Below are 22,839 nucleotides of genomic sequence, written 5' to 3'. Positions count from 1 at the left end.
TCGTACACGGCCGGTTTGTGTCCGGGAGGACGGGGCACACGCGTCGGCGACTGTTCCGGTCGAGCTCCCCCCGTGCGCCAGGAGGGAGCGGAATCAGCCGGACGGTGACGCAAAAGCACCGGCACAGCACTCTCCGTTCAACTCCTGGGGGTTGCTTGCTCGTGACTCGCCGTGAAGACTGTGGCCGAGTTCCATCGAAACGAAGGTGTCCTGAGGGGCGCATTGTGCCAATCGCAAGGCGGCGCGCCCGAGGACTGCGTATTGTCACACCTCGTTTCGGACGACCGGGCTGGGGGCCCTGCCGTCCGTCCGGGAACCGGGAGGGTCCCGTGCGTTCGCCGCGCGGGAGGTATCACCGAGGGGATGGGGTTATGTCGGGTTGGCGCGTCACAGGGCCGGGCTCGCCGCGGGGCCGCGGCCGGCCGCGCGGCCGTGGTGTCCGGCACCGTGGGTACGGCGTTCCGTACCGCGTGTGTTGAGGACGTCCGGCGCGCTCCGGCGTCCGGGCGACGGCGGCTGACCCGCCCGCCGTGCACGAGGAGGGCCGCGCGGGCCACGCGCTCCCTCCGTCCGATCTTCCGGAACAGCACAGGCACAGCCGTGCCCGGGACCGCCCGCGGTCCGGGCCGCCCCGGTCCACGACCTCCCGTGCGGGCACCCCTTCGTGCCCGCACCCGCCAGCCGTTAGCGAGGAGACATGGTGATCAGCAGCCAAGAAACTGGCGGACACCTCCTGTTGGAGGAGTTACCCGACCGCTGGCGGCGCTTACGCGAGACCGGTCCGGTGCGCTACGACGAGAGACAGGGCGTCTGGCAGGCGCTGGACCACGAGACCGTCTCCACCGTGCTCGGCGACCCGGCGGCGTACTCCTCGGAGCTCTCCGCCCTCGCTCCCACCCAGTCCGACTTCGAGACCTTCACCCAGGGCAACTTCGTCGGCATGGACCCGCCGCGGCACCGCACCCTGCGCACCCTGGTGAGCCAGGCGTTCACCCCGCGGGTCGTCCAGGGGCTCGGCCCCCGGATCGAGGCCGTCTGCGCCCGGCTGCTGGACGCCGTCGCCGACCGCGACCGGTTCGACCTGGTCGACGCGCTGGCCTATCCGCTGCCGATCATCGTGATCGCCGAACTCCTCGGCATCCCCGCCGAGGAACACCCGCTCTTCCAGGAGTGGGCGAGCGTCCTGTTCGGCGGCGACCAGCTCGGCGAGGCGCCCGACATGGCCGACCTGGAGCGGGCGCTCGACGCCATCGCACCCACCGTGCGCGAGATGAACGCCTACATGCTGGAGTACATCCGCGCCCGCCGCGCCGCCCCCGGCGACGACCTCACCAGCAGGCTCATCGCCGCCGAGGTGGACGGCGTCCGCCTCGAAGACCAGGAGATGGTCGGCTTCGTGGCGCTGCTGCTGGTCGCCGGGCACATCACCACGACCGCGCTGCTCGGCAACGCCGTCGTCACCTTCGACCGGCACCCCGGCACGGACGCCGCGCTGCGCGCCGACCCCGCGCGCATCCCGGCCGCCGTCGAGGAGGTGCTGCGCTGGCTGCCGCCCTTCCCCGAACTGGGCCGCCGGGTCACCCGGCCCGTGGTCCTCGGCGGCCACGCCATCCCGGAGGACTCCCTGCTGATGGCGCACCTGGGTGCCGCCAACCGGGATCCGGCCCGCTTCACCGCGCCCGACCTCCTCGACGTGACCCGCAGCCCCAATCCCCATCTCACCTTCGGGCACGGCATCCACTTCTGTTTCGGCGCGCCGCTGGCCCGGCTGGAGGCCCGGATCGCCCTGCGCATGATGCATGAACGATTCCGCATGGTGGCGATCCCCTCCTGCGAGGACATCGCCTACCAGAACCCGGCCGTCATCGTCGGCGTACGACATCTGCCCGTCGAGGTCCGCAGACCGTAACCCCCCGCGCCCGCAGCGCCTCCGGCCGGTCCCCGCACCGCTCGTCCGCGGACCGCACCGGAACACCCGCACCTGAGCCCCATCCAACGGGAGTCCCTGCTCATGCCGTACACCATCCCCGCCGCTCCGGCCGTATCCCGGCCGCCGTCCCTGTTACACCGGGACCTGCAGGACCGCCTCGACGCCCTCGCCCGCACCCACCGGGTCCCCGGCGCCCAACTGGCCCTGGCCACCGGCACGGACGTGATCGCCGTGCACACCGGCACCGCCGACGTCACGACCGGCGCCCCCTGCGCCGCGGGCACCGCGGTCCCCCTGGGATCGCTCACCAAGCCGTTCACCGCCGCGCTCGTCCTGCTCCTGGCCGACGACGGCGACCTGGACCTGGACGAACCCGCCGCCGGCCACCTCCCCGAACTGAGCGGCATACCCGAGGTGACGATTCGTCACCTGCTCACGCACACCGGCGGACTGCCCACCGGCCCCGACTCGGACACCGCCGCCACGACCACCGCCGCCCGCTATCTCGCGGCCGTCTGCACCGAGCGCGACCTGCTCTTCGCGCCCGGGACCGACTTCTCCTACTCCAACGCCGGCTACGTCGCCGCCGGCCGGCTGGTGGAGACGGTCACCGGCATGCCGTGGCCCGAGGCGGCCGGGGCGCTGCTCCTCGAACCCCTCGGCATCCGGCCCGCGTTCGTCGGCGAGCCCTCGCCGGCGCGTCCCGTGGCCGCCGGACACGCCGTCAACACCGCGACCGGACAGGCCCGTCCGGCCCGGCAGAACCTCGCGCCGCTGGAGGCACCGGCCGGCGCGCTGCTGGCGAGCGCCCTGGACCTGACCGCGTTCGGCCACGCGCTGACCGGCCGCTCCGACCTGCTGCCGCCCGCCGTCGTCAAGGAGATGCGCCGGCCCGATCCCGCCGCCCGCCCCGGCACGCTGGCCGACGGCTGGGGCCCCGGGCTCGCCCTGTACCAGCGGGACGGCCGGGTCTGGTGCGGCCACGACGGCAACGCCCAGGGCACCTCCTGCCACCTGCGGGTCGACCCGGAGAGCGGCGTGGTCGTCGCCTTCACCGGCAACGCCGGCGGCGCCACCGCCCTCTGGCGCGACCTCACCGAGGAACTGGCCGGGCTGACCGGCGTCCGGGTGCCGGCCGCCGTGGAGAGCGCGGACCGCGGCCGGCCCGTCGCCGCCCCGGCCGGCTGCGCGGGCACCTACCGCAACGGCACCACGGCCTATCGGATCGCGCCCGGACCGGACGGCACGCCGGCCCTGTCCGTGGACGGCGACCTGCCCCTCCCGCTGGTCTGCTACGCCGACCTGTCCTGCGATCTGCGCGATCCGGCCACCGGATACCTCGAACCCGGCGGACGGTTCCACCGCGATCCCGCCACCGGCCGGATCGACCGGGTGCAGATCTCCGGGCGCACGGCACGCCGCACCGACGACGGCTGAGCCGGGGCCGCCGGTACGGGGGCTTTCCCGGCCGTCCGGTTCCGGGCCGCTCCGCCTTGGGCGGTGCCGGGTGCCAGGTGCCGGGTGCCGGTGCGCGGCGGGCGTGTTCGCCCCGGTCCGGTGGCGCCGGTCCGGTCGGTGACCGGGCTCCGCACGCCGGCCGGCGGCCGCCGGGCCGGGCGGTTCCGGGTGCCGGGTCCCGCGTGCCGGTCGCCGCACCGGCCCCGGCTGACCGCGGTCACCGGCAGGCGTCCCGCCGGCCGCACGGCCCGCGAACGGCACCGGCAGCAGACAGCACCCCGGCACCAGGCCACTCCGGCACCGGGCCATCCCGGCACCGGGCCATCCCGGCACCGGGCCATCCCGGCACCAGGCCATCCCAGTACCAGGCCACCCGGCACCGGGCCACCCCGGTGCGAGGCCGGCCCGGCACCAGGCCATGGCCCTGGCACCGGTCGGCCGCCCTCCGCTCACCGCACGGCAGCAGTCCCACCGCCGGGCACACCCGGTGTGCCACCTCCGATCCGGCGCGCCGCCTTCGTGGCGGGCCGCGGCCGGCCGGCCCGCGCGTCGCATCGTCCCGCTCTCCAAAGGACTTCACCCATGACGGACCTGCACGACAAGCCCGCTCCGGCGTCCTCCCTGCCGCAGGCCGGCCCCGCGGCCGGTGCCCCGGAGAGCGCCGCGCCCCCGGCGCACCCGACGCTCGGCGAGCTGTTCACCGCCTGGGTGGTCCACACCCCGGACGCGCCGGCCCTCACCGACGGCCGGCGGACCTGGACCTACCGTGAACTGGCCGGCCGTGCCGACCGGCTGGCCGCGCACCTGGTACGGCGCGGAGCCGGGCCCGACCAGGTGGTGGCCCTGGTGCTCCCGCGCTCCATGGAGCTGATCGCGGCGGAGCTGGCCGTGGCCCGGGCCGGCGCCGCCTTCCTGCCCGTGGACCCCGCCTACCCCGCCGAGCGCCGGACCATGATGCTCACCGACGCCGCGCCCGCCGTCACCCTCGACGACCCGCGCCTGGTCAGGGAGTTGCTGGACGGCGACGGCGAAGACGCGGCCGGCGGCGACAGCGGTGACGGTGCGAGACGGCCGGCCGCCGCCGACGCCGATCACGCGGCCTACGTCATCTACACCTCGGGCTCCACCGGCACGCCCAAGGGCGTGACCGTCACCCACCGCGGCATCGGCGGCTTCACCTCGGCCGCCGCCGAACGGTACGCGGTGGGACCCGGCGACCGGGTGCTCCAGTTCTCCTCGCCCAGCTTCGACGCCTCCGTCCTGGAGCTGTGCGTGTCCGTGCTGTCCGGCGCCACGCTCGTCGTACCGCCGCACGGGCCCTGGCTGGGCGACGAACTCGCCGCCGTCCTGGACGAGCACCACATCACCCACGCCCTGATCCCGCCGGCCGCGCTGGCCACCCTGCCCGATCCCGCGCAGGGCACCGCGCGCGAGCTGCGCACACTGATCGTGGGCGCGGAGGCCTGCCCCGCCGGGCTCGTGGACCGCTGGGCACCCGGCCGCCGCATGATCAACTCGTACGGCCCGACCGAGGCCACCATCGTGGCGACCTGGACCGGGCCGCTCACCGCGGGGCAGGGCACGCCGACGATCGGCGGCGCGCTGCCGCACACCCGGGTGTACGTCCTCGACGCCGCGATGCGGCCCGTGCCGCCCGGCGCGGACGGCGAACTGTTCGTCGGCGGCGACGCGGTGGCCCGTGGCTACCTGGGCCGACCGGGGCTGACCGCTGCGCGCTTCGTGGCCGATCCGTTCGGTACCCCCGGCGCGCGCCTGTACCGCACCGGGGACCGGGTGCGCTGGACCGCCGGAGGGGAACTGCAGTTCCTGGGCCGGCTGGACCGGCAGGTGAAGATCCGCGGCTTCCGGATCGAGCCGGGCGAGATCGAGGCGGCCCTGCGCCGGGTCGGCGCCGGCCGGGTCGGCGAGGCGGTGGTCGTCGTACGCGAGGACGAACCGGGCCACCAACGCCTCGTCGCCTACGTCACCCCGGCCACGGAGTCCGCACCGGCCGCGGAGTCCGCCCACGCCGCGCCGGCGGCCGGGACCGCCCCGGCCGCGCAGGCCGTCTCGGCCGCCCGCCGTATCCTCGGCACCCCGGCCGCCCCGGACCCCGTCGCCCTGCGGGCCGCCGTGGCCGCCGTGCTGCCCGGCCACATGGTGCCGGCGGCCGTCGTGGTGCTGGAGCGGATGCCGCTCACCCCGCAGCACAAGATCGACCGGCGGGCGCTGCCGGCACCGGAGCGCACGGTCGCCGCCGGGCGGGTGGCGCCCCGGACGGACCAGGAGCGGGCACTCGCCGTGATCTGGGCGCAGGTCCTGGGCGCCGACGCGGTCGGGGTGACCGACGACTTCTTCGACCTGGGCGGAGAGTCGATCCTCGCCGCCCGGGTCCTCGCCCGGGTCCGGGAGGAGCTGGGGGTCCGGCTGAGCGTGCGGGACGTCTTCACCGCGCGGACGATCGCCGCGCTGGCCCCGCTGCTCGCCGACCCCTCGGCCGCCGCGCCGCCGGAACCGATCCCGCCGGCCCCGGCCGGGGACACGCTGCCCCTGTCCAGCGCGCAGCGACGGCTGTGGTACCTGGACGAACTCACCCCGGGCGGCACCGAGTACAACACCGGAGTGGCCCTGCGGCTGCGCGGTGAGCTGGACCCGGACGCGCTGCGCCGGTCCCTGGACCGCCTTGCGGCCCGCCACGCCTCCCTGCGCACCCTCTTCACCACCGTCGACGGCCAGGGCGCCCAGCGCGTCGTACCGGACGCCGGTCTGCCGCTGCGGACGGCCGACCGCGCCGGCGCGCCCGACCCGGACGCGGCCGTCGAGGCGCTGCTCGCCGAGGAGCTGAACCGCCCCTTCGACCTGGCGGCCGGCCCGCTCACCCGGGCCCTGCTGATCCGGCTGGGCGCCGAGGAACACGTACTGCTCCTGGCCCAGCACCACATCGTCACCGACGGCTGGTCGGTGGGCATCCTCACCCGCGAACTCGCCGCCCTCTACCACGCGGAGACCACCGGCGAACCCGCGGACCTCGCCCAGCCGGCCGTGCAGTACCCGGACTTCGCGGTGTGGGAGCGGCGGCAGCGGGCCGGTGACGCGGACCGCGCCGACCTCGCCTACTGGAGACGGCACCTGGCGGACCTCCAGCACCTGGAGCTGCCCACGGACCGGCCGCGTCCCGCCGTGCGCGGCGCCGCCGGCGCCGCCCACCGGCACGTGCTGCCCGCCCATCTGGTCGACCGGCTGCGGCAGTTGGCCACCGGCCGCGGCACCACGGTGTTCACCCTGTTCGCGGGCGCCGCCGCGCTGCTGTTCTCCCGCTACTCGGGACAGCGGGACATCGCGTTCGGCACCGTCACCACCGGACGCGGCCGGCGGGACCTGGAAGAGGTGCCCGGCTTCTTCGCCAACACGGTGGTGCTGCGCGGCGAGGTGGACGAACGGGCCACCGTGGACCGGTTCGTGGAGAGCATGCGGACCACGGTGCTGGACGCCTTCGCGCACGACGCGGTCCCGTTCGACCGCGTGGTGGAGGAACTGGCCCCGCCCCGCGACCCCAGCCGCACCCCGCTCGTCCAGGCCCTCGTCGTCCAGCAGACCGCCCTGCCCGTGCCGCCGCGCGCCGGCGGCCTGCGCCTGGCCGAGCACCCGCTGCCCCGCCCGGCCGCGCGGTTCGACCTGGTCCTGGAGTTCACCCCGGACACGGACGGCGGCTGCGTGCTGACCGCCGAGTTCAGCACGGACCTGTTCGAGACGGCCACCGTGGCCCGGCTCACCTCCCATCTGCACCGCCTGCTGGAAGGCATGGCGGACGGCCCCGGCCGCACCCTCGCCGAGCTGCCCATGCTCTCCGCCGAGGAGCGGCACACCCTGGTGGACCGCTGGAACCCGCCCGCCCGCCGGTCCCGGGAGTCCGGCCGGGACACGCTGCCCGGGCTGTTCCACGCCCAGGCGGCCCGCACCCCGGACCGTACGGCCGTGATCTGCGGCCCGGACCGGCTGGACTACGCCGAGGTCGCCCGCCGCGCGGCCCGGCTGGCCCGGCTGCTCGTCGCGCGCGGCGCGGGCCCGGAGACGCTGGTCGCGCTCTGCCTGCCGCGCACCGCCGACCTCGTGCCCGTGCTGTGGGCGGTGCTCGGCTCGGGCGCCGGCTATCTGCCCGTCGACCCGGCGTACCCCGCCGAGCGGGTGCGTCTCATGCTCGACGACGCCCGGCCCGCCCTGGTGCTCGCCACCCGGGAGACCGCCGCCGCGCTGCCCGCGGACTGCGACCCGCTGTTCCTGGAGGACTGCGCCGGACCGGAGTTCGCCGACACGCCGCTGGCCGACGCCGACCGGCTCCGGCCGCTGCTGCCGGACCACCCGGCGTACGTCATCTACACCTCCGGCTCCACCGGCCGGCCCAAGGGCGTCGTGGTCACCCACCGCACGGTCGCCGCGCTGGCCCGCTGGGCGGGGGAGCGGTTCGACGCCGGGGAACTGGCCCATGTGATCGCCGCGACCTCCCTCAACTTCGACGTCTCGGTCTTCGAACTGCTCTGCCCGCTGCTGGCCGGCGGCACCGTCGAGGTGGTCGCCGACCTGCCGGCCCTCGCCGACGGCGCCGGTCCGCGCCGGGCCGGGCTGCTCAGCGGCGTGCCCTCCGTCGTCTCCCGGCTGATCGCCGGCGGCACCGCGCCCGTGACCGCGTCCACCGTCGTCCTGGCCGGCGAGGCCCTGCCCGCGCAGACGCCGCACGAACTGCGCGCCGCCCTGCCCGGCTGCCGGATCGCCAACATCTACGGCCCCACCGAGGCCACCGTGTACGCCACCGCCTGGTTCGCCGGGGACCGGCTGCCCGAGCAGGCCCCGCCCATCGGCGACCCGGTGGCGCTCACCCGGACCTACGTCCTGGACGCCTCGCTGCGCCCCCAGCCGGCCGGCGTCACCGGCGAGCTGTACCTCGGCGGCGGCGGTCTGGCCCGCGGCTACCTCAACCGCCCCGGACTGACCGCCACCCGGTTCGTCGCCGACCCGTTCGGCGCGCCCGGCGAGCGCATGTACCGCACCGGCGACCTGGTGCGCCGCCGCTTTGACGGCGCGCTGGAGTACGTCGGCCGGATCGACCAGCAGGTCAAGGTGCGCGGCTTCCGCATCGAGCTGGGCGAGGTGGAGGAGGCGCTGCGCGGCTGCGCCGCCGTGGCCGAGGCGGCGGCCACCGTCACCGACGACGGCGAGGGCCACCGCCGCCTGGTCGGCTACGTCGTCCCGGCCGCCGGACAGCGCACCGAACCCGAGGCCGTACGCCGTGAACTCGGCCGCACCCTGCCCGACTACATGGTCCCCTCGACCGTGGTCGTCCTGGACGCCCTGCCGCTCAACCCGAACGGCAAGGTGGACCGCGGCCGGCTCCCCGACCCCGGCCCCGCCGTCCGCGCGGTACGGCACGTCGCGCCCCGCACGCCCACCGAGCGCGCCCTCGCCGCGGTCTGGGCCGAGGTGCTGCGGACGGAGCGGATCGGCGTCGACGACAACTTCTTCGAACTCGGCGGCGACTCCATCCTCAGCATCCAGGTGGTGGCCCGCGCCCGCCAGGAGGGCCTGCCGCTGACCTCCCGGGACGTCTACCGGCACCAGACGATCGCCGCCCTGGCCCGCTGCGCGGACGCCGCGTCCGGCCCGCGCGAGACCGCCCCGGCGCCGGAGCCGGCCACCGGCACGGCACCGCTGACGCCCATCCAGCGCTGGCTGTTCGACTCCGCCGCCGACCGCGCCGCCCACTTCGCGCAGGCGCTGTCCCTCCGGCTGCCCGACGACCTGGACCCGGCGGCGCTGGAGGAGGCCCTGAACGACCTGGCCGCCCACCACGACGCCCTGCGCTCCCGGTTCACCGCCGGCGGCGCGGACCCCGCGCCCGGCTGGTCCGTCGACGAGCGGACGCCCCGCCTCCCCTTGGCCCGCCACACCGGACCGGAGACGGACACCCCGCACTTCGGCCCCTTCGACCTCGCCCACGGACCGCTGCTGCGGGCCGTCCTGCACGACACCGGCGCCGACGGGCCCCGCGTGCTGCACCTCGCCGTCCACCACCTGGTGGTCGACGGGGTCTCCTGGCGGGTGCTGCTGGAGGACCTGGACCGCGCCTACCGGGCCCGCCGCGCCGGCCGCGACGGCGCCGCCGCGCTGCCCGCCAAGTCCTCGCCGCTGCGCCAGTGGGCCCGCCGGCTGACCGCCCACGCCGCGGACGGCGGCTTCGACGACGAGCGGGCGTACTGGGCCGAGGCGGTCCCCGCCGCCGAACCCGACCTCCCCGCCGCCCTGGCCGGCGGCGCCGGCACCTACGCCGACCAGCGCGCCGTCACCGTGCGCCTGAGCCCCGAGGACACCTCGGCCCTGCTGCGCACCCTGCCCGACACCTACCGCACCCAGGCCAACGACGTGCTGCTCGGCGCCCTCGGCCGGGCACTGTGCGGCTGGACCGGCCGGGAGCGGGTGGTGGTCGACGTCGAGGGCCACGGCCGCGAGGAACTCTTCCCCGAACTCGACATCAGCCGCACGGTCGGCTGGTTCACCACCCGCTACCCCGTCGCGCTCGCCGTCCCCGAGGACGCCGGCTGGGACACCGTGCTGAAGCGGGTCAAGGAGCAACTGCGCGCCGTACCCCGGCACGGCCTGGGCCACGACGCGCTGCGCCGGCTGGCCGGCCCCGGCGCGGCACCGCCCGCCCCCGAGGCGCGGATCAGCTTCAACTACCTGGGCCGGATGGAGCTGCCGGCGGACCCGGACGGCCTGTACCGGGGCACCGTACGCCCGCTGGAGCTGGACGCCGACCCGGCGGCCGGGCGCCCGCACGCCCTGGAGGTCGTCGGGCGACTCGCCGGCGACCGACTGGAGTTCACCTGGTTCTACGCGGACGGACCGGACCGCGAGCAGACGGTCGCGGACCTCGCCGGGCGGTTCGCCGGCGCGCTCGCCGACCTGGCCCGGTACGCGGCCCGGCCCGGCACCGCCGGCCGCACCCCGTCCGACTTCCCGCTGGCCCGGCTGGACCAGGCCGCCGTGGACCGGATCACCGGCACGGACCCGGCGGCGGTGGCCGACGTCTACCCGCTCACGCCCACCCAGACGGGCATGCTCTTCCACGGCCTGTCCCAGGACGACCGCGGGGTCTACGTCCAGCAACTGACCTTCGTCCTCGACGGCGTGCCCGACCCCGGGGCCCTCGCCGCCGCCTGGCAGCGGGTGACCGACCGCACCGAGGCGCTGCGCGGCCGGGTCGTCTGGCAGGACGTGCCCGAACCGCTGCTCGTGGTGCCACGCCACGTCGCCGTGCCCGTCACCCGCCTGGACTGGCGCGACCTGACCGGGGACGAGCGCCGCGACCGGCTGGCCGACCTGCTCGTCCGGGACCGCGCCGAGGGCATCGACCTCGGCCGGGCCCCGCTCCAACGGCTGTGCCTGGCCCGCCTGTCCGAGACCTCGGTACGGGTGGTGTGGTCCTTCCACCACCTGCTGCTGGACGGCTGGAGCATGTTCCAGGTCCTCTCCGACGTCTTCGCCGAGCACGCCGGGACCGGGACCCTCCCGCACCGCCCGCCCCACCGCGACTACGTGGCCTGGCTGCGCCGGCGCGACCCGGAAGCGGCCGAACGGCACTGGAGCCGGAGGCTGTCCGGCCTGACCGAGGCCACCCCGCTGCCGTACGACCGCGAGCCGCGCGAGGCCCACCGCGCCGAGTCCACGCACGCGGTCCGCCGCGCCCTGCCCGCGGCCGCCACCCGGGCGCTCCAGGAACTGGCCCGGACCTCCGGGCTCACCCTGAACACCCTGGTGCAGGGCGCCTGGGCGCTGCTGCTGGCCCGGCAGGCGGGCCGCGACGAGGTGGTGTTCGGCACCACCGTGTCCGGCCGGCCGCCCGAGCTGCCCGGCGCCGACGCCATGACCGGCCTGTTCATCACCACCCTGCCCACCCGGGTCGCCGTCCCCGGCCACGGCACCCTGCTCGACTGGCTGCGCGCGCTCCAGCAGGACCAGAGCGAGGACCGGCGCTTCGACCACCTGCCGCTCACCCGCATCCGGACCTTCACCGGACTCCCCGAGCGCGTCGGCCTGTTCGACAGCATCGTGGTCTTCGAGAACTACCCGGTGGACGACGACCTCGCCGCCGCCCACGGGCTGCGGCTGAGCGGTCTGGAGGGCGTCGAGACCACCAACTACCCGCTGAGCCTGACCGCTTACCCGGGCGCCGAGCTGGGCCTGCGGCTCGGCTACGACCCCGAGCTGTTCGACACCGGCACCGCCGAGCGCCTGGCCGAGTACCTGACCGTCCTGCTCACCCACCTGCCCGCCGGCGCCGGGCGCCCGCCCGCCCGGCTGCCGCTGCTCGCCCCGGACCGCCGCGCCCAGGTGCTCGGCGACTGGAACGACACCGCCACCGACCTGCCCGAGGCCACCGTCGCCGGTCTGTTCGCCGCGCAGGTGCGCCGTACGCCCGACGCCGTGGCCCTGGAGGCCGGGGACCGGCACCTCACCTACCGCGAACTCGACGCCCGCGCCGCCCGGCTGGCGGACCGGCTGACCGGACTCGGCGTACGGCCGGAACGCGCGGTCGGCGTGCTGATGGACCGGTCCGTGGAGCTGATCGTCACCCAGCTGGCCCTGGTCCGCACCGGCGGTGTGTACGTGCCGCTGGACGGCAGGGCACCGGCCGAGCGGCTGCGCCGGACCCTGGCCGAGGCCGGCGCCGGCCTGCTGCTCACCGACGCCGGCTGGGAGGAGACGGCCCGGCAGGCGCTGCCCGGCGACGGAGTGGTGCGGGCCGACGACGCGTCCGGCGCCGCGGGGACCGACGCCGCTCCCGGCGCCCCGCTCGCCGACGGCCCGTCCGGTCCGGCCGTCGCCGTCCACCCCGACAACGTCCAGTACCTGATGTTCACCTCGGGCTCCACCGGCACGCCGAAGGGCGTCGCGGTACGCCAGCGGGACGTCGCCGCGCTCGCCCGGGACCGGGCCTTCGCCGGGCACGACCGGGTCCTCGTGCACTCGCCGCACGCCTTCGACGCGGCCACCTACGAGGTGTGGGTGCCCCTGCTGCGCGGCGGCACGGCCGTCCTCGCCCCGGCCGCCGACCTGGACGCCGCCCAGGTCCGGCACGCCGTCACCGAGCGGCGGGTGAGCTGCCTGTGGCTGACCGCCGGCCTGTTCCGGCTGCTCGCCCAGGAGGACCCGGGCTGCCTGCGCGGCGCCCGCGAGGTGTGGACGGGCGGCGAGGCCGTGCCCGGCGCGGTGGTGCGCCGGGTCCTGGACGCCTGCCCCGGGCTGACCGTCGTGGACGGCTACGGCCCCACCGAGACCACGACCTTCGCCACCCGCCGCGTCTTCCGGTCCGGCGACCCGCTGCCCGCCGTCCTGCCCATCGGCCGCCCGCTGGACAACACCCGCGTGTACGTCCTGGACACCGCGCTCCAGCCGCAGCCCCCGGGCATTCCGGGCGAGCTGTACATCGCGGGCGCGGGTCTCGCCCGCGGCTACGCGGGCCGGCCCGGCGCGACCGCCGCGCGCTACGTCGCCGATCCCTACGGCCCGCCCGGCACCCGCATGTACCGCACCGGGGACATCGTGCGCTGGAGCGCCGACGGCGAACTGCACTTCACCGGCCGCGCCGACGACCAGATCAAGATCCGCGGCTTCCGTGTCGAACCCGCCGAGATCGAGGCCCGGCTCACCGCGCACCCGGCCGTCGCCGAGGCCGTCGTCTCCCTGTACGAGGACGGCGGACGCAAGCGGCTCGCCGCCCACCTCGTACCGGCCGCCGCCGCGCTGCCCACGGCCGCCGAGCTGCGCGCCCACCTGGCGGCCGGACTGCCCGACTACATGCTGCCCGCCGCGTTCGTCACCGTGCCCGCGCTGCCGCTGACCGCCAACGGCAAGGTCGACCGGCGCCGGCTGCCCGCGCCGGACTGGTCGGCCGGCGGCGACCGGGCCCACCGGGAGCCGCGCACCGAGGCCGAGCGCGCCCTCGCCGGGATCTGGGCCGATCTGCTCGGCGTCGAACGGGTCGGCGTGGACGACAACTTCTTCATGCTGGGCGGCGACTCCATCCTCAGCATCCAGGTGGTCTCCCGGGCCCGCGCCGCCGGACTCGCCCTCACCCCGCGCGACCTGTTCCGCCACCCCACGGTGGCCGCTCTGGCCGCCGCCGGCGGCGCCGCGGCGCCCGCCGTCGCCGGGACCGGACCGGTCGACGGGACGGCGGACCTCCTGCCGATCCAGCACTGGTTCCTGGACCCCAAGCCGGCCCACGCCGGGTTCTTCAACCAGTCCGTGGTCGTCGAGACGGCCGGCCCCGTCGACCGGGACGCCCTGCACCGCGCCCTCGCCGCCCTGTGGACCCACCACGACGCCCTGCGCGCCCGCTTCCCGCGCGGCGGCGCCGGCGACGGCACCCGGCGCCAGGACATCGCCGCCGCCGACGGCTCCGTCCCAGAACTGCTCCAGGTCCACGACCGGTCGGCCGAGGAACCCGTCACGGCGGCCACCCACGCCGGACTGGACCTGGACAGCGGCCCGCTGTTCACCGCCCGCCTGTTCACCACCGACGGCCACGGACCCGCCCGGCTGCTGCTCGTCGCCCACCACCTGGTGGTCGACGGCGTCTCCTGGCGCATCCTGCTGGAGGACCTGGAGACCGCCTACCGGCAGGCCGCGTCCGGCGAGCCCGTACGGCTGCCCGCCCGCACCACCTCCGTACGGGAGTGGGCCGGCCGGCTGCGCGACCACGACCGCTTCACCGGACAGCTCGCCCACTGGGAGCGGGCCGCCCGGGCCTGCGCCGACCCGCTGCCCGTGGACGGCACCGGCGGGAACACCGCCGCCGACCTGCGCGAGGTGACCGTCCGGCTGGACCGCGACCGCACCGCCGGCCTGCTGCGCCGGGTCCCCGGCGTCTACCGCACCCGCGTCGACGACGTGCTGCTCACCGCGCTGGGCCGGGCCCTCGCCGACTGGACCGGACGCGACACCGTCGCCGTCGGCCTGGAGGGACACGGCCGCGAGGACCGGCTCTTCGAGGACGTCGACCTGTCCCGCACGGTCGGCTGGTTCACCTCCCTGTACCCCGTCGCCCTCTCCGTCCCGGCCGGCGACTGGGGCACCGCCCTGAAGTCGGTCAAGGAGCAGCTACGGGCCGTACCCGACCGGGGCCTCGGCTACGGCGTGCTGCGCCACCTCGCCCGCCACCCCCGGCTCACCGGCACACCCGAACCCGGCATCAGCTTCAACTACCTGGGCCGCTTCGACTGGTCCGCCCCCGACGCCACCCTGGTCAAGGCGGTGCCCGGCGGACTAGGCGGCGCCGACGCCCCGGACGCCGAACGGCCGCACCTGCTGGACGTCGTGGCCCGCGTCGAGGACGACCGGCTGGAGATCACCTGGCACTACAGCGCCGGACGGCACCGCGAGGAGACCGTCACCGCGCTCGCCGAGGGCATGCTGCGCGCGCTCGGCGAGATCGTCGCGCACTGCGCCCGCCCGGACGCCGGCGGCCGCACCCCGTCGGACTTCCCGCTGGCCGGGCTGGACCAGGCCGCCGTGGACCGGATCGCCGGGAACGGCCGGGACGTCGCCGACGTCTATCCGCTGACCCCGATGCAGGCCGGCATGCTCTTCCACAGCCTGCTGGACCCGGCCGCGCGCACCTACGTCAACCAGGTGCAGCTCGTGCTGTCCGGCGTCACCGACCCGCAGGCGCTCGCCACGGCCTGGCAGCACACCGCCGACGCCAACCCGGTGCTGCGGACCCGCCTGGTCTGGCAGGAGACACCGCGCCCGCTCCAGGTCGTCCGGCACCACGCCACCGTGCCCGTCACCCGGCACGACTGGTCGCGGTGGCCCGCCGAGCGCCGTGAACGCGAGCTGGACCGGCTGCTCGCCGAGGACCGGGACACCGGCATCGACCTGGGCGCCGCGCCCCTGATGCGGCTGACCCTGATCCGGCTGGCACCGGACCGGGTCCGCCTGGTGTGGACGTTCCACCACGTCCTGCTCGACGGCTGGAGCGCCGCCCAGGTCTTCGACGAGGTGTGCGAGCGGTACGCCGCCCTCACCTCCGGGCGCCGCCCGAGTCTGCCCGAGCGCAGGCCGTTCGCCGACTACCTGGGCTGGCTGGCCGGGCGGGACACCGCCGGCGCCGAAGCGTACTGGCGCACCGCCCTGGCCGGCTTCCAGGCCCCCACCGAACTGCCCCGCGACCGGCGGCCCGCCGAGGCCCACCGCAGCTCCTCCTCCGGGTCCGTGCGCGTGACCCTCGGCCCGGACGTCTCGGCGCGGCTGCGGGAGACCGCCCAGCGGGCCGGCCTGACCCTCAACACCGTCCTCCAGGGCGCCTGGGCGCTGCTGCTGTCCCGCTACGGCGGCGGCACCGACGTGGTGTTCGGCACGACCGTCTCCGGCCGGCCCGCCGAACTGCCGGGCGTCACCTCGATGGTGGGCCTGTTCATCAACACGCTGCCCACCCGCGCCCGGGTGGACGGGCGGCGCCCGCTGCTGGACTGGCTCGGCGAACTGCAGTCCGCCCAGTCCGAGGCCCGGCGGCATGACTTCGTCCCGCTGGCCCAGGTCCAGTCGTGGAGCGAAGTGCCGGGCGGTACCGGCCTGTTCGACTCCATCGTGGTCTTCGAGAACTACCCGTTCGACGAGGGCGCGCTGTCCCGGCACGGCCTCGCCATGGAGCAGGAACGCGACCTGGAGCCCACCAACTACCCGCTCAGCGTGGTCGTCGCGCCCGGTGACACCCTGACGGTCAACCTGGACTACGACCCGGCCGCCTTCGACACCGCCACGGTGCGGGCACTCGGCGAATCCCTGCGCACCCTGCTGACCGGCATGGCCGACGCACCGGAGCGCCGGCTGGCCGAGCTGCCGCTGCTGGATCCTGCTCAAGGACGGGCGCTGGTGGCCCGGTTCGGCGGCCGGACGGCCGAGGCACCGCGGGACACCCTGCCCGACGCGTTCCGGCGGCAGGCCGAGCGCACCCCGGACGCCCCGGCCGTACGCCACGGCGACCAGTGCCTCACCTACCGCGAACTCGACGCCCGCTCCAGCCGGCTGGCCCGGCGGCTCATCGCCGCCGGCGCCGGACCCGAGCGCTTCGTCGCCCTCTGCCTGCCCCGCACCGCCGACCTGATCACGGCCCTCCTCGCGGTGCTCAAGAGCGGCGCCGGCTATCTGCCGGTCGACCCGCAGTACCCGGCCGAGCGCGTCGCGTTCCTCTTCGAGGACGTCCGGCCCGACGCCGTGATCACCGCCGCGGAGACCGCCGGCCGGCTGCCCGAGGGCCCCTTCACCCGCATCCTGCTGGACGCCGAACCCGACCCCGGGGTGCCGGACACCCCCGTCGGCGACGACGAGCGGCGCACCGCCCTGCTGCCCGGCCACCCGGCCTACGTCATCCACACCTCCGGCTCCACCGGCCGTCCCAAGGGCGTGGTCGTCAGCCACGCCTCCGTACGGGCCCTGACCGACTGGGCGGCGGCCGAGTTCACCGGGCGCGGCCTGGCCCACGTACTGGCCTCCACCTCGCTCAACTTCGACGTGTCGGTGTTCGAGATCTTCGCGCCGCTGCTGTCCGGCGGCTGCGTGGAGATCGTCCGCGACCTGCTGGCCCTCGCCGAGCGCCCCGGGACCTGGCGGGCCGGACTGCTCAGCGCGGTGCCCTCGGCCCTGGACCGGCTGCTCGCCGAGGACGCCGTACGGATCACCGCGGACACCGTCGTCCTCGCGGGGGAGGGGCTGCCCGCGCGGACCGTGGAGCGGGTCCGCGCCGCCGTCCCCGGCAGCCAGGTCCGCAACATCTACGGCCCCACCGAGGCCACCGTCTACGCCACCGCCTTCACCTGCGACCCGGCCGACCCCGACCGTGACCCGCCGATCGGCCGGCCCCTCGGCGGCGCCCGCGCCTACGTCCTGGACGAGCGGATGCGCCCGGTGCCCGTCGGCGCGCCCGGCGAGCTGCACCTCGCCGGGACCGGGGTCGCCCGCGGCTATCTGGGCCGCCCCGGCCTGACCGCCGGCCGCTTCCTGCCCGATCCGTTCGGCCCGCCCGGCAGCCGCATGTACCGCACCGGCGACCTCGTCCGCTGGACGGCCGACGGCGACCTCGTCTACCTCGGCCGCGGCGACGACCAGGTGAAGGTGCGCGGCTTCCGCATCGAACTCGGCGAGGTGGAGGCCGCGCTGGCCCGCCACCCGGCCGTGGCCGCGGCGGCGGCCCGGGTCGTCGAACACGCCGGCCACCGCCGCCTGATCGGCTACGCGGTACCCCGCACCCCGGACCGCCCGCACACCGGCACCCTCGCGGGTCCGGCCGGGTCGGACACACTCGCCGGGTCGGCCGGGTCGGCCGGGTCGGCCGGGTCCGCCGGGTCCGCCGGGTCCCCGGCGACCGGTCCCGGTCCCACCGGTGACACGGTCACCGACCCCGTCGGTCTGCCCGACCCCGCCGAGCTGCGGGCCTTCCTCGCCCGGAGCCTTCCCGACCACCTCGTGCCCGCGCTCGTCGTCCCGCTGGAGCGGCTGCCGCTCGGGGCCACCGGCAAGCTGGACCGGCGGGCGCTGCCCGTGCCCGAGTGGTCCGCACCGGCCGCCGGCACCGCCGGCCGGCCGCCGCAGACCGAGGCCGAGCAGATCCTCGCCGGGATCTGGACCGAGGTGCTGGGCGTACCCGAAGTCGGCGCCGACGACAACTACTTCACGCTCGGCGGCGACTCCGTCCTCGGCATCCAGATCGTCTCCGCCGCCCGCCGGGCCGGGCTCGCCCTGACCCCGCGCCACCTGTTCACCCACCAGACCCTCGCCGCGCTCGCCGCCGCCGCCGAGCGGCTGCCGGCCGCCGCCGTCACCGCCGAACAGGGACCGGTGACCGGCGACGCCCCGCTCACCCCGGTCCAGCACTGGCTGCTCGGCACGCTCACCGGCGACCCCGCCCACTTCAGCCAGACGGTCGCCCACGAGCTGGCCACGGACCCCGACGAGAACCTGCTGCGGGCCGCGCTGGCCGCCGTGGCCGGGCACCACGACGCGCTGCGGCTGCGCTACGCGCGCACACCGGACGGCACCTGGCGGCAGTACGGCACCGCGCCCGGCGACTACGACGTGGTCCTGGAGGTGCACCACCGAGCGGACCCGGACGAGGTGGCCCAGGCCCTCGGCGCCGACTTCGACCTGGCCGGCGGGCCGCTGCTGCGGGCCGCGCTGTGCCGGCCGGACGACGGCGGCCGGCCGGTGCTGCTGCTCGCCGCCCACCACCTGGTCGTGGACGCCGTGTCCTGGCGGCTGGTCCTGGAGGACCTGGACGCCGCCTACCGCGCGCTGCGCGACGGCGCACAGCCCGCCCTCGCCCCGAAGAGCACCCCGTTCCGCGACTGGGCGCGGCGGCTCGCCGCGCACACCGAGGCGGGTGGCTTCGACGGCGAACTCGCCCACTGGGGCAGCCTCGACACCGGCGCCGCGCTGCCCGTCGACCGGCCCGGCGGCGCCAACACCGCAGCCGACGAGGAGAGCGTGACCGCCGGACTCGACGCCGAGGAGACCCGGCGGCTGCTCCAGGAGGTGCCGGAGGCCTACCGGACCCGCGTCAACGACGTACTGCTGTGTGCGCTGGGCCGGGTCCTGGCATGCTGGACCGGACGGGACCGGGTCGCGGTGACCCTGGAGGGCCACGGCCGCGAGGACCTGTTCGCGGACACCGACCTCGCCCGGACCGTCGGCTGGTTCACCGCCGTGCACCCGGTCGCCCTGGACGTGCCCCGGGACGCCGGCACCGGCACCGTGCTGAAGTCCGTCAAGGAGAACCTGCGGGCCGTACCGCACGGCGGAATCGGTTACGGCGCGCTGCGCCACCTGCATCCCACGGCCGGCCGCGAGCTGCCCGCCCTGCCGCAGATCTGCTTCAACTACCTCGGCCGGCCCGACCGCGACCCGGCCCCGGGCGGCCTGCTGCACGCGCCGTACGGCGGTCTCGCCGGCGGCATGGACCGCTCCGCGGACCGCCCGCACCTGCTCGACGTGCTCGGCCAGGTCGTCGGCGACCGGCTGGAGTTCACCTGGTCGTACTCCCGCGAGGTGCACCGGCGCGAGACCGTCGCCCGGCTGGCGGCGGAGCTGACGCGGGAGCTGCGCGCCGTCATCCGGCACTGCGCCGAACCCGGCGCCGGCGGCCGCACCCCGTCCGACTTCCCGCTCGCCCCGCTGGACCAGGCGGCCGTCGACCGGCTCGTCGGCGACGGAACGGACGTCGCGGACGTGTACCCGCTCACGCCCACCCAGGCCGGCATGGTGATGCACGGTCTGGACGAGGCCGCCCACGGGCTCTACGTCGAGCAGATCACCTTCGTCGCGGACGGCGCCCGGGACCTCGCGACCCTGGCCGCCGCCTGGCAGCACGTGGTCGACCGCACGCCCGTGCTGCGCACCTCCGTCGCCCTGCACGGCGTACCGGTGCCGCTCCAGGTCGTCCACCGGGACGTCACCCTGCCGGTCACCCGGCACGACTGGACCGGGCTGCCGGCCGGCCGGCACGCGGCGGAGCTGGAGCGGCTGCTCGCCGCCGAACGGGCCCCGGGCACCGCCCTGGACCGGGCCCCGCTGCTGCGGCTCGCCCTGGTCCGGCTCGGCCCGGACGCGGTCCGCGTGGTGTGGACGTTCCACCACGTCCTGCTGGACGGCTGGAGCGTCTTCCACGTCCTGTCCGACGTCATGGCCGCGCACGCCGCCCTGGCCCGCGGCGAGCGGCCCCGGCTGCCCGAGCGCCGGCCGTTCGCGGACTACGCCGCCTGGCTCGCCGCCCGCGACAACCGGGCCGCCGAGGAGCACTGGCGCGGCGTCCTGGCCGGCCTGGACAGCCCGACCGCGCTGCCCTACGACCGGCGGCCCGCCCCGGACACCACCGCCCGCTCCGGCACCTGGCTGTCGCAGCGGCTGGACGCGCGGGAGACGCTGCGGCTCCAGGAGTTCGCCCGCCGGCACCGCCTCACCCTCAACACCCTGGTGCAGGGCGCCTGGGCGCTGCTGCTGGCACGGTGGAGCGGCGAGCGGGAGGTCTGCTTCGGCACCACCGTCTCCGGGCGGCCCGCCGGACTGCCCGGCGCCGACACCATCACCGGCCTGTTCATCACCACCCTGCCCGCCCGCACGGCCGTCGACGGCGGTGCTCGCGCCGCCGCCTGGCTGCGCGCGGTGCAGGAGGCCCGGGCCGAGGACCGCCGCCACGACCACCTGCCCCTGAACGCGCTGCACGCCCTCACCGCACTGGAGCCCGGCACCGCCCTGTTCGACAGCCTGGTGGTCTTCGAGAACTACCCGGTCGGCGACGCGACCGCGGGCGCCCACGGGCTCGCCCTGCGCGACCTGGACGCCCGCGAGGCCACCAACTACCCGCTCACCGTGGTCGTCTCGCCCGGCGACCGGCTGACCGTCGAACTCGGCTACGACCCGCGGTACTTCACGGAGGGCACCGCCGCCTCGCTGGCCGGCCAGCTGCTGCGCACCCTGCACGCGCTGGCCGCCTCGGACGGCACCGTCCGCCTCGACGACCTCGACGTCCTGCCGCCCGCGCAGCGCGAGCGGCTGCTGCGCGGCCCGTCCCGGCCGGCTCTCGGCCCGGTGCCCCCGGCCACCCTGCCGGCCCTCGTCGAGGCCGCCGTCGACCGCCGGCCCGACGCGCCCGCGCTCGACGCGCCCGGCACCCTGCTCACCTTCGCCGAGGCCGAGGAGCGGGCCAACCGGCTGGCGCACCACCTCATCGCCCGGGGCACCGGCCCCGGCGACCTCGTCGCGCTGCTGCTGCCCCGCTCCGCGGACATGGTGCTGGCGCAGCTCGGGGTGGCGAAGGCCGGCGCCGCGTTCCTGCCCGTGGACCCCGCCTACCCCGAGGAGCGGATCGCCCTGATGCTGCGCGACGCGGCCCCCGCCCTCACCCTGGACGCCAAGGAGGCCGCCGCGCTGCTCACCGCCGCCCCGGACGGTCTGCCCGGACACCGGCCCACCGACGCCGACCGGACCCGCCCGCTCGACCCGGACGACCCGGCCTACGTCATCTACACCTCCGGCTCCACCGGCACGCCCAAGGGCGTGGTCGTCACCCACCGGGGTCTCGCCGCGTTCAGCGCCGCCGAGGCCGCCCACTACCAAGTCACCTCCGGAGACCGGGTGCTGGCGTTCGCCACGCCCAGCTTCGACGCCTCCGTGCTGGAGCTGTGCATGTCGCTGCCGCACGGCGCCCGGCTGGTCGTACCGCGGCCGGGTCCGCTGCTCGGCGCCGAACTCGCCGAGGTCCTGCGGTCCGAGCGGATCACCCACACCCTGCTGCCGCCGGCCGCGCTGGCCACCCTGCCCGCCGGCACGCCCGGCACCCTGCCGGACCTGAAGACCCTGACCGTCGGCGCCGACGCCTGCGGACCCGACCTGGTCGCCCGCTGGGCCCCGCACCACCGCATGGTCAACTCCTACGGCCCCACCGAGGCCACCGTCGTCGCCACCTGGTCCGCGCCGCTGACGGCGGACGGCACCGCACCGCCCATCGGCCGCCCGCTGCCCGCCACCGGCGCCTACGTCCTCGACGCCCGGCTGCGGCCCGTCCCGGACGGCGTCCCCGGCGAACTGTGGCTCAGCGGACCGGCGCTGGCCCGCGGCTACCTCGGCCGGCCCGGACTGACCGCGGCCCGCTTCGTCGCCGACCCGTTCGGGCCGCCCGGCACCCGCATGTACCGCACCGGCGACCTGGTGCGCCGCGACGGCGCGGGCGAACTGCACTACCTGGGCCGCACCGACCACCAGCTCAAACTGCGCGGCCACCGCATCGAGGCGGGGGAGGTCGAAGCGGCCCTGGTGCGCCATCCGGGCGTGCTGGACGCCGTGGTGAGCGTGCGCGAGGACGAGCCCGGCCTGCCGCGCCTGGTCGCCCACCTGCTCACGGCCCCCGGCGCCGAACCGCCGGCGCCCGCCGCGCTGCGGGAGCTGGCCGCCCGCTCGCTGCCGGGGTACATGGTGCCGTCGGCGTTCGTGGTGCTGGACCGCTTCCCGCTCACCGAGAACGGCAAGACCGACCGGGCCGCCCTGCCCGCGCCGGCCCCGGCCGAGGAGCGGGCCCGGCCCGCGTACGTGGCGCCCCGCACCCCGACCGAGGAGGCGCTCGCCGCCATCTGGGAGGAGACGCTCCAGACGCCCGCGGGCGCCGAGGACGACTACTTCCTGCTCGGCGGCGACTCGCTGCGCGCCCTGCTCATCGCCTCCCGCGCCAACGAGGCGTTCGGGGTCGCGCTCACCCCCCGCGACGTCCTGGTCTCCCGCACCGTGGCCGCCCTGGCGGAACTCGTGGAGGACCAGGTGCTGAGCGAACTGGAACAGGCCGCGTACGGCGGCCACGACGACGAAGACGCCGCGTACGGCGGCCACGACCACGACGAACGGTGAGGACCCGA

3 protein-coding genes are annotated in these 22,839 nt (G+C 76.6%); all 3 read left to right on the top strand.

Annotated features, from left to right (window positions below; all coding sequences use genetic code 11):
* Positions 1–697: 697 nt before the first annotated feature.
* The 3 genes from ACH4OA_RS01045 to ACH4OA_RS01035 all read left to right on the top strand — a co-directional run bounded on the left by ACH4OA_RS01045 (position 698) and on the right by ACH4OA_RS01035 (position 22,831).
* Positions 698–1,909, top strand: coding sequence for a cytochrome P450 (locus tag ACH4OA_RS01045; protein WP_397966974.1), 1,212 nt, complete (start codon positions 698–700; stop codon positions 1,907–1,909).
* A gap of 102 nt (positions 1,910–2,011) precedes the next feature.
* On the top strand, positions 2,012–3,367 hold the full coding sequence (locus ACH4OA_RS01040; RefSeq protein ID WP_397945483.1) for a serine hydrolase domain-containing protein: 1,356 nt from the start codon (positions 2,012–2,014) through the stop codon (positions 3,365–3,367).
* A gap of 603 nt (positions 3,368–3,970) precedes the next feature.
* Positions 3,971–22,831 (top strand): non-ribosomal peptide synthase/polyketide synthase, encoded by an 18,861-nt coding sequence (locus ACH4OA_RS01035; protein WP_397966972.1) that lies wholly within the window; start codon positions 3,971–3,973, stop codon positions 22,829–22,831.
* Positions 22,832–22,839: the final 8 nt, after the last annotated feature.

This window comes from Streptomyces sp. NPDC017095, assembly GCF_044332325.1.
Classification (GTDB): domain Bacteria; phylum Actinomycetota; class Actinomycetes; order Streptomycetales; family Streptomycetaceae; genus Streptomyces.
The sequence above is the reverse complement of the archived record's forward strand: the minus strand, read 5'-3'. Positions and strand labels throughout refer to the sequence as shown.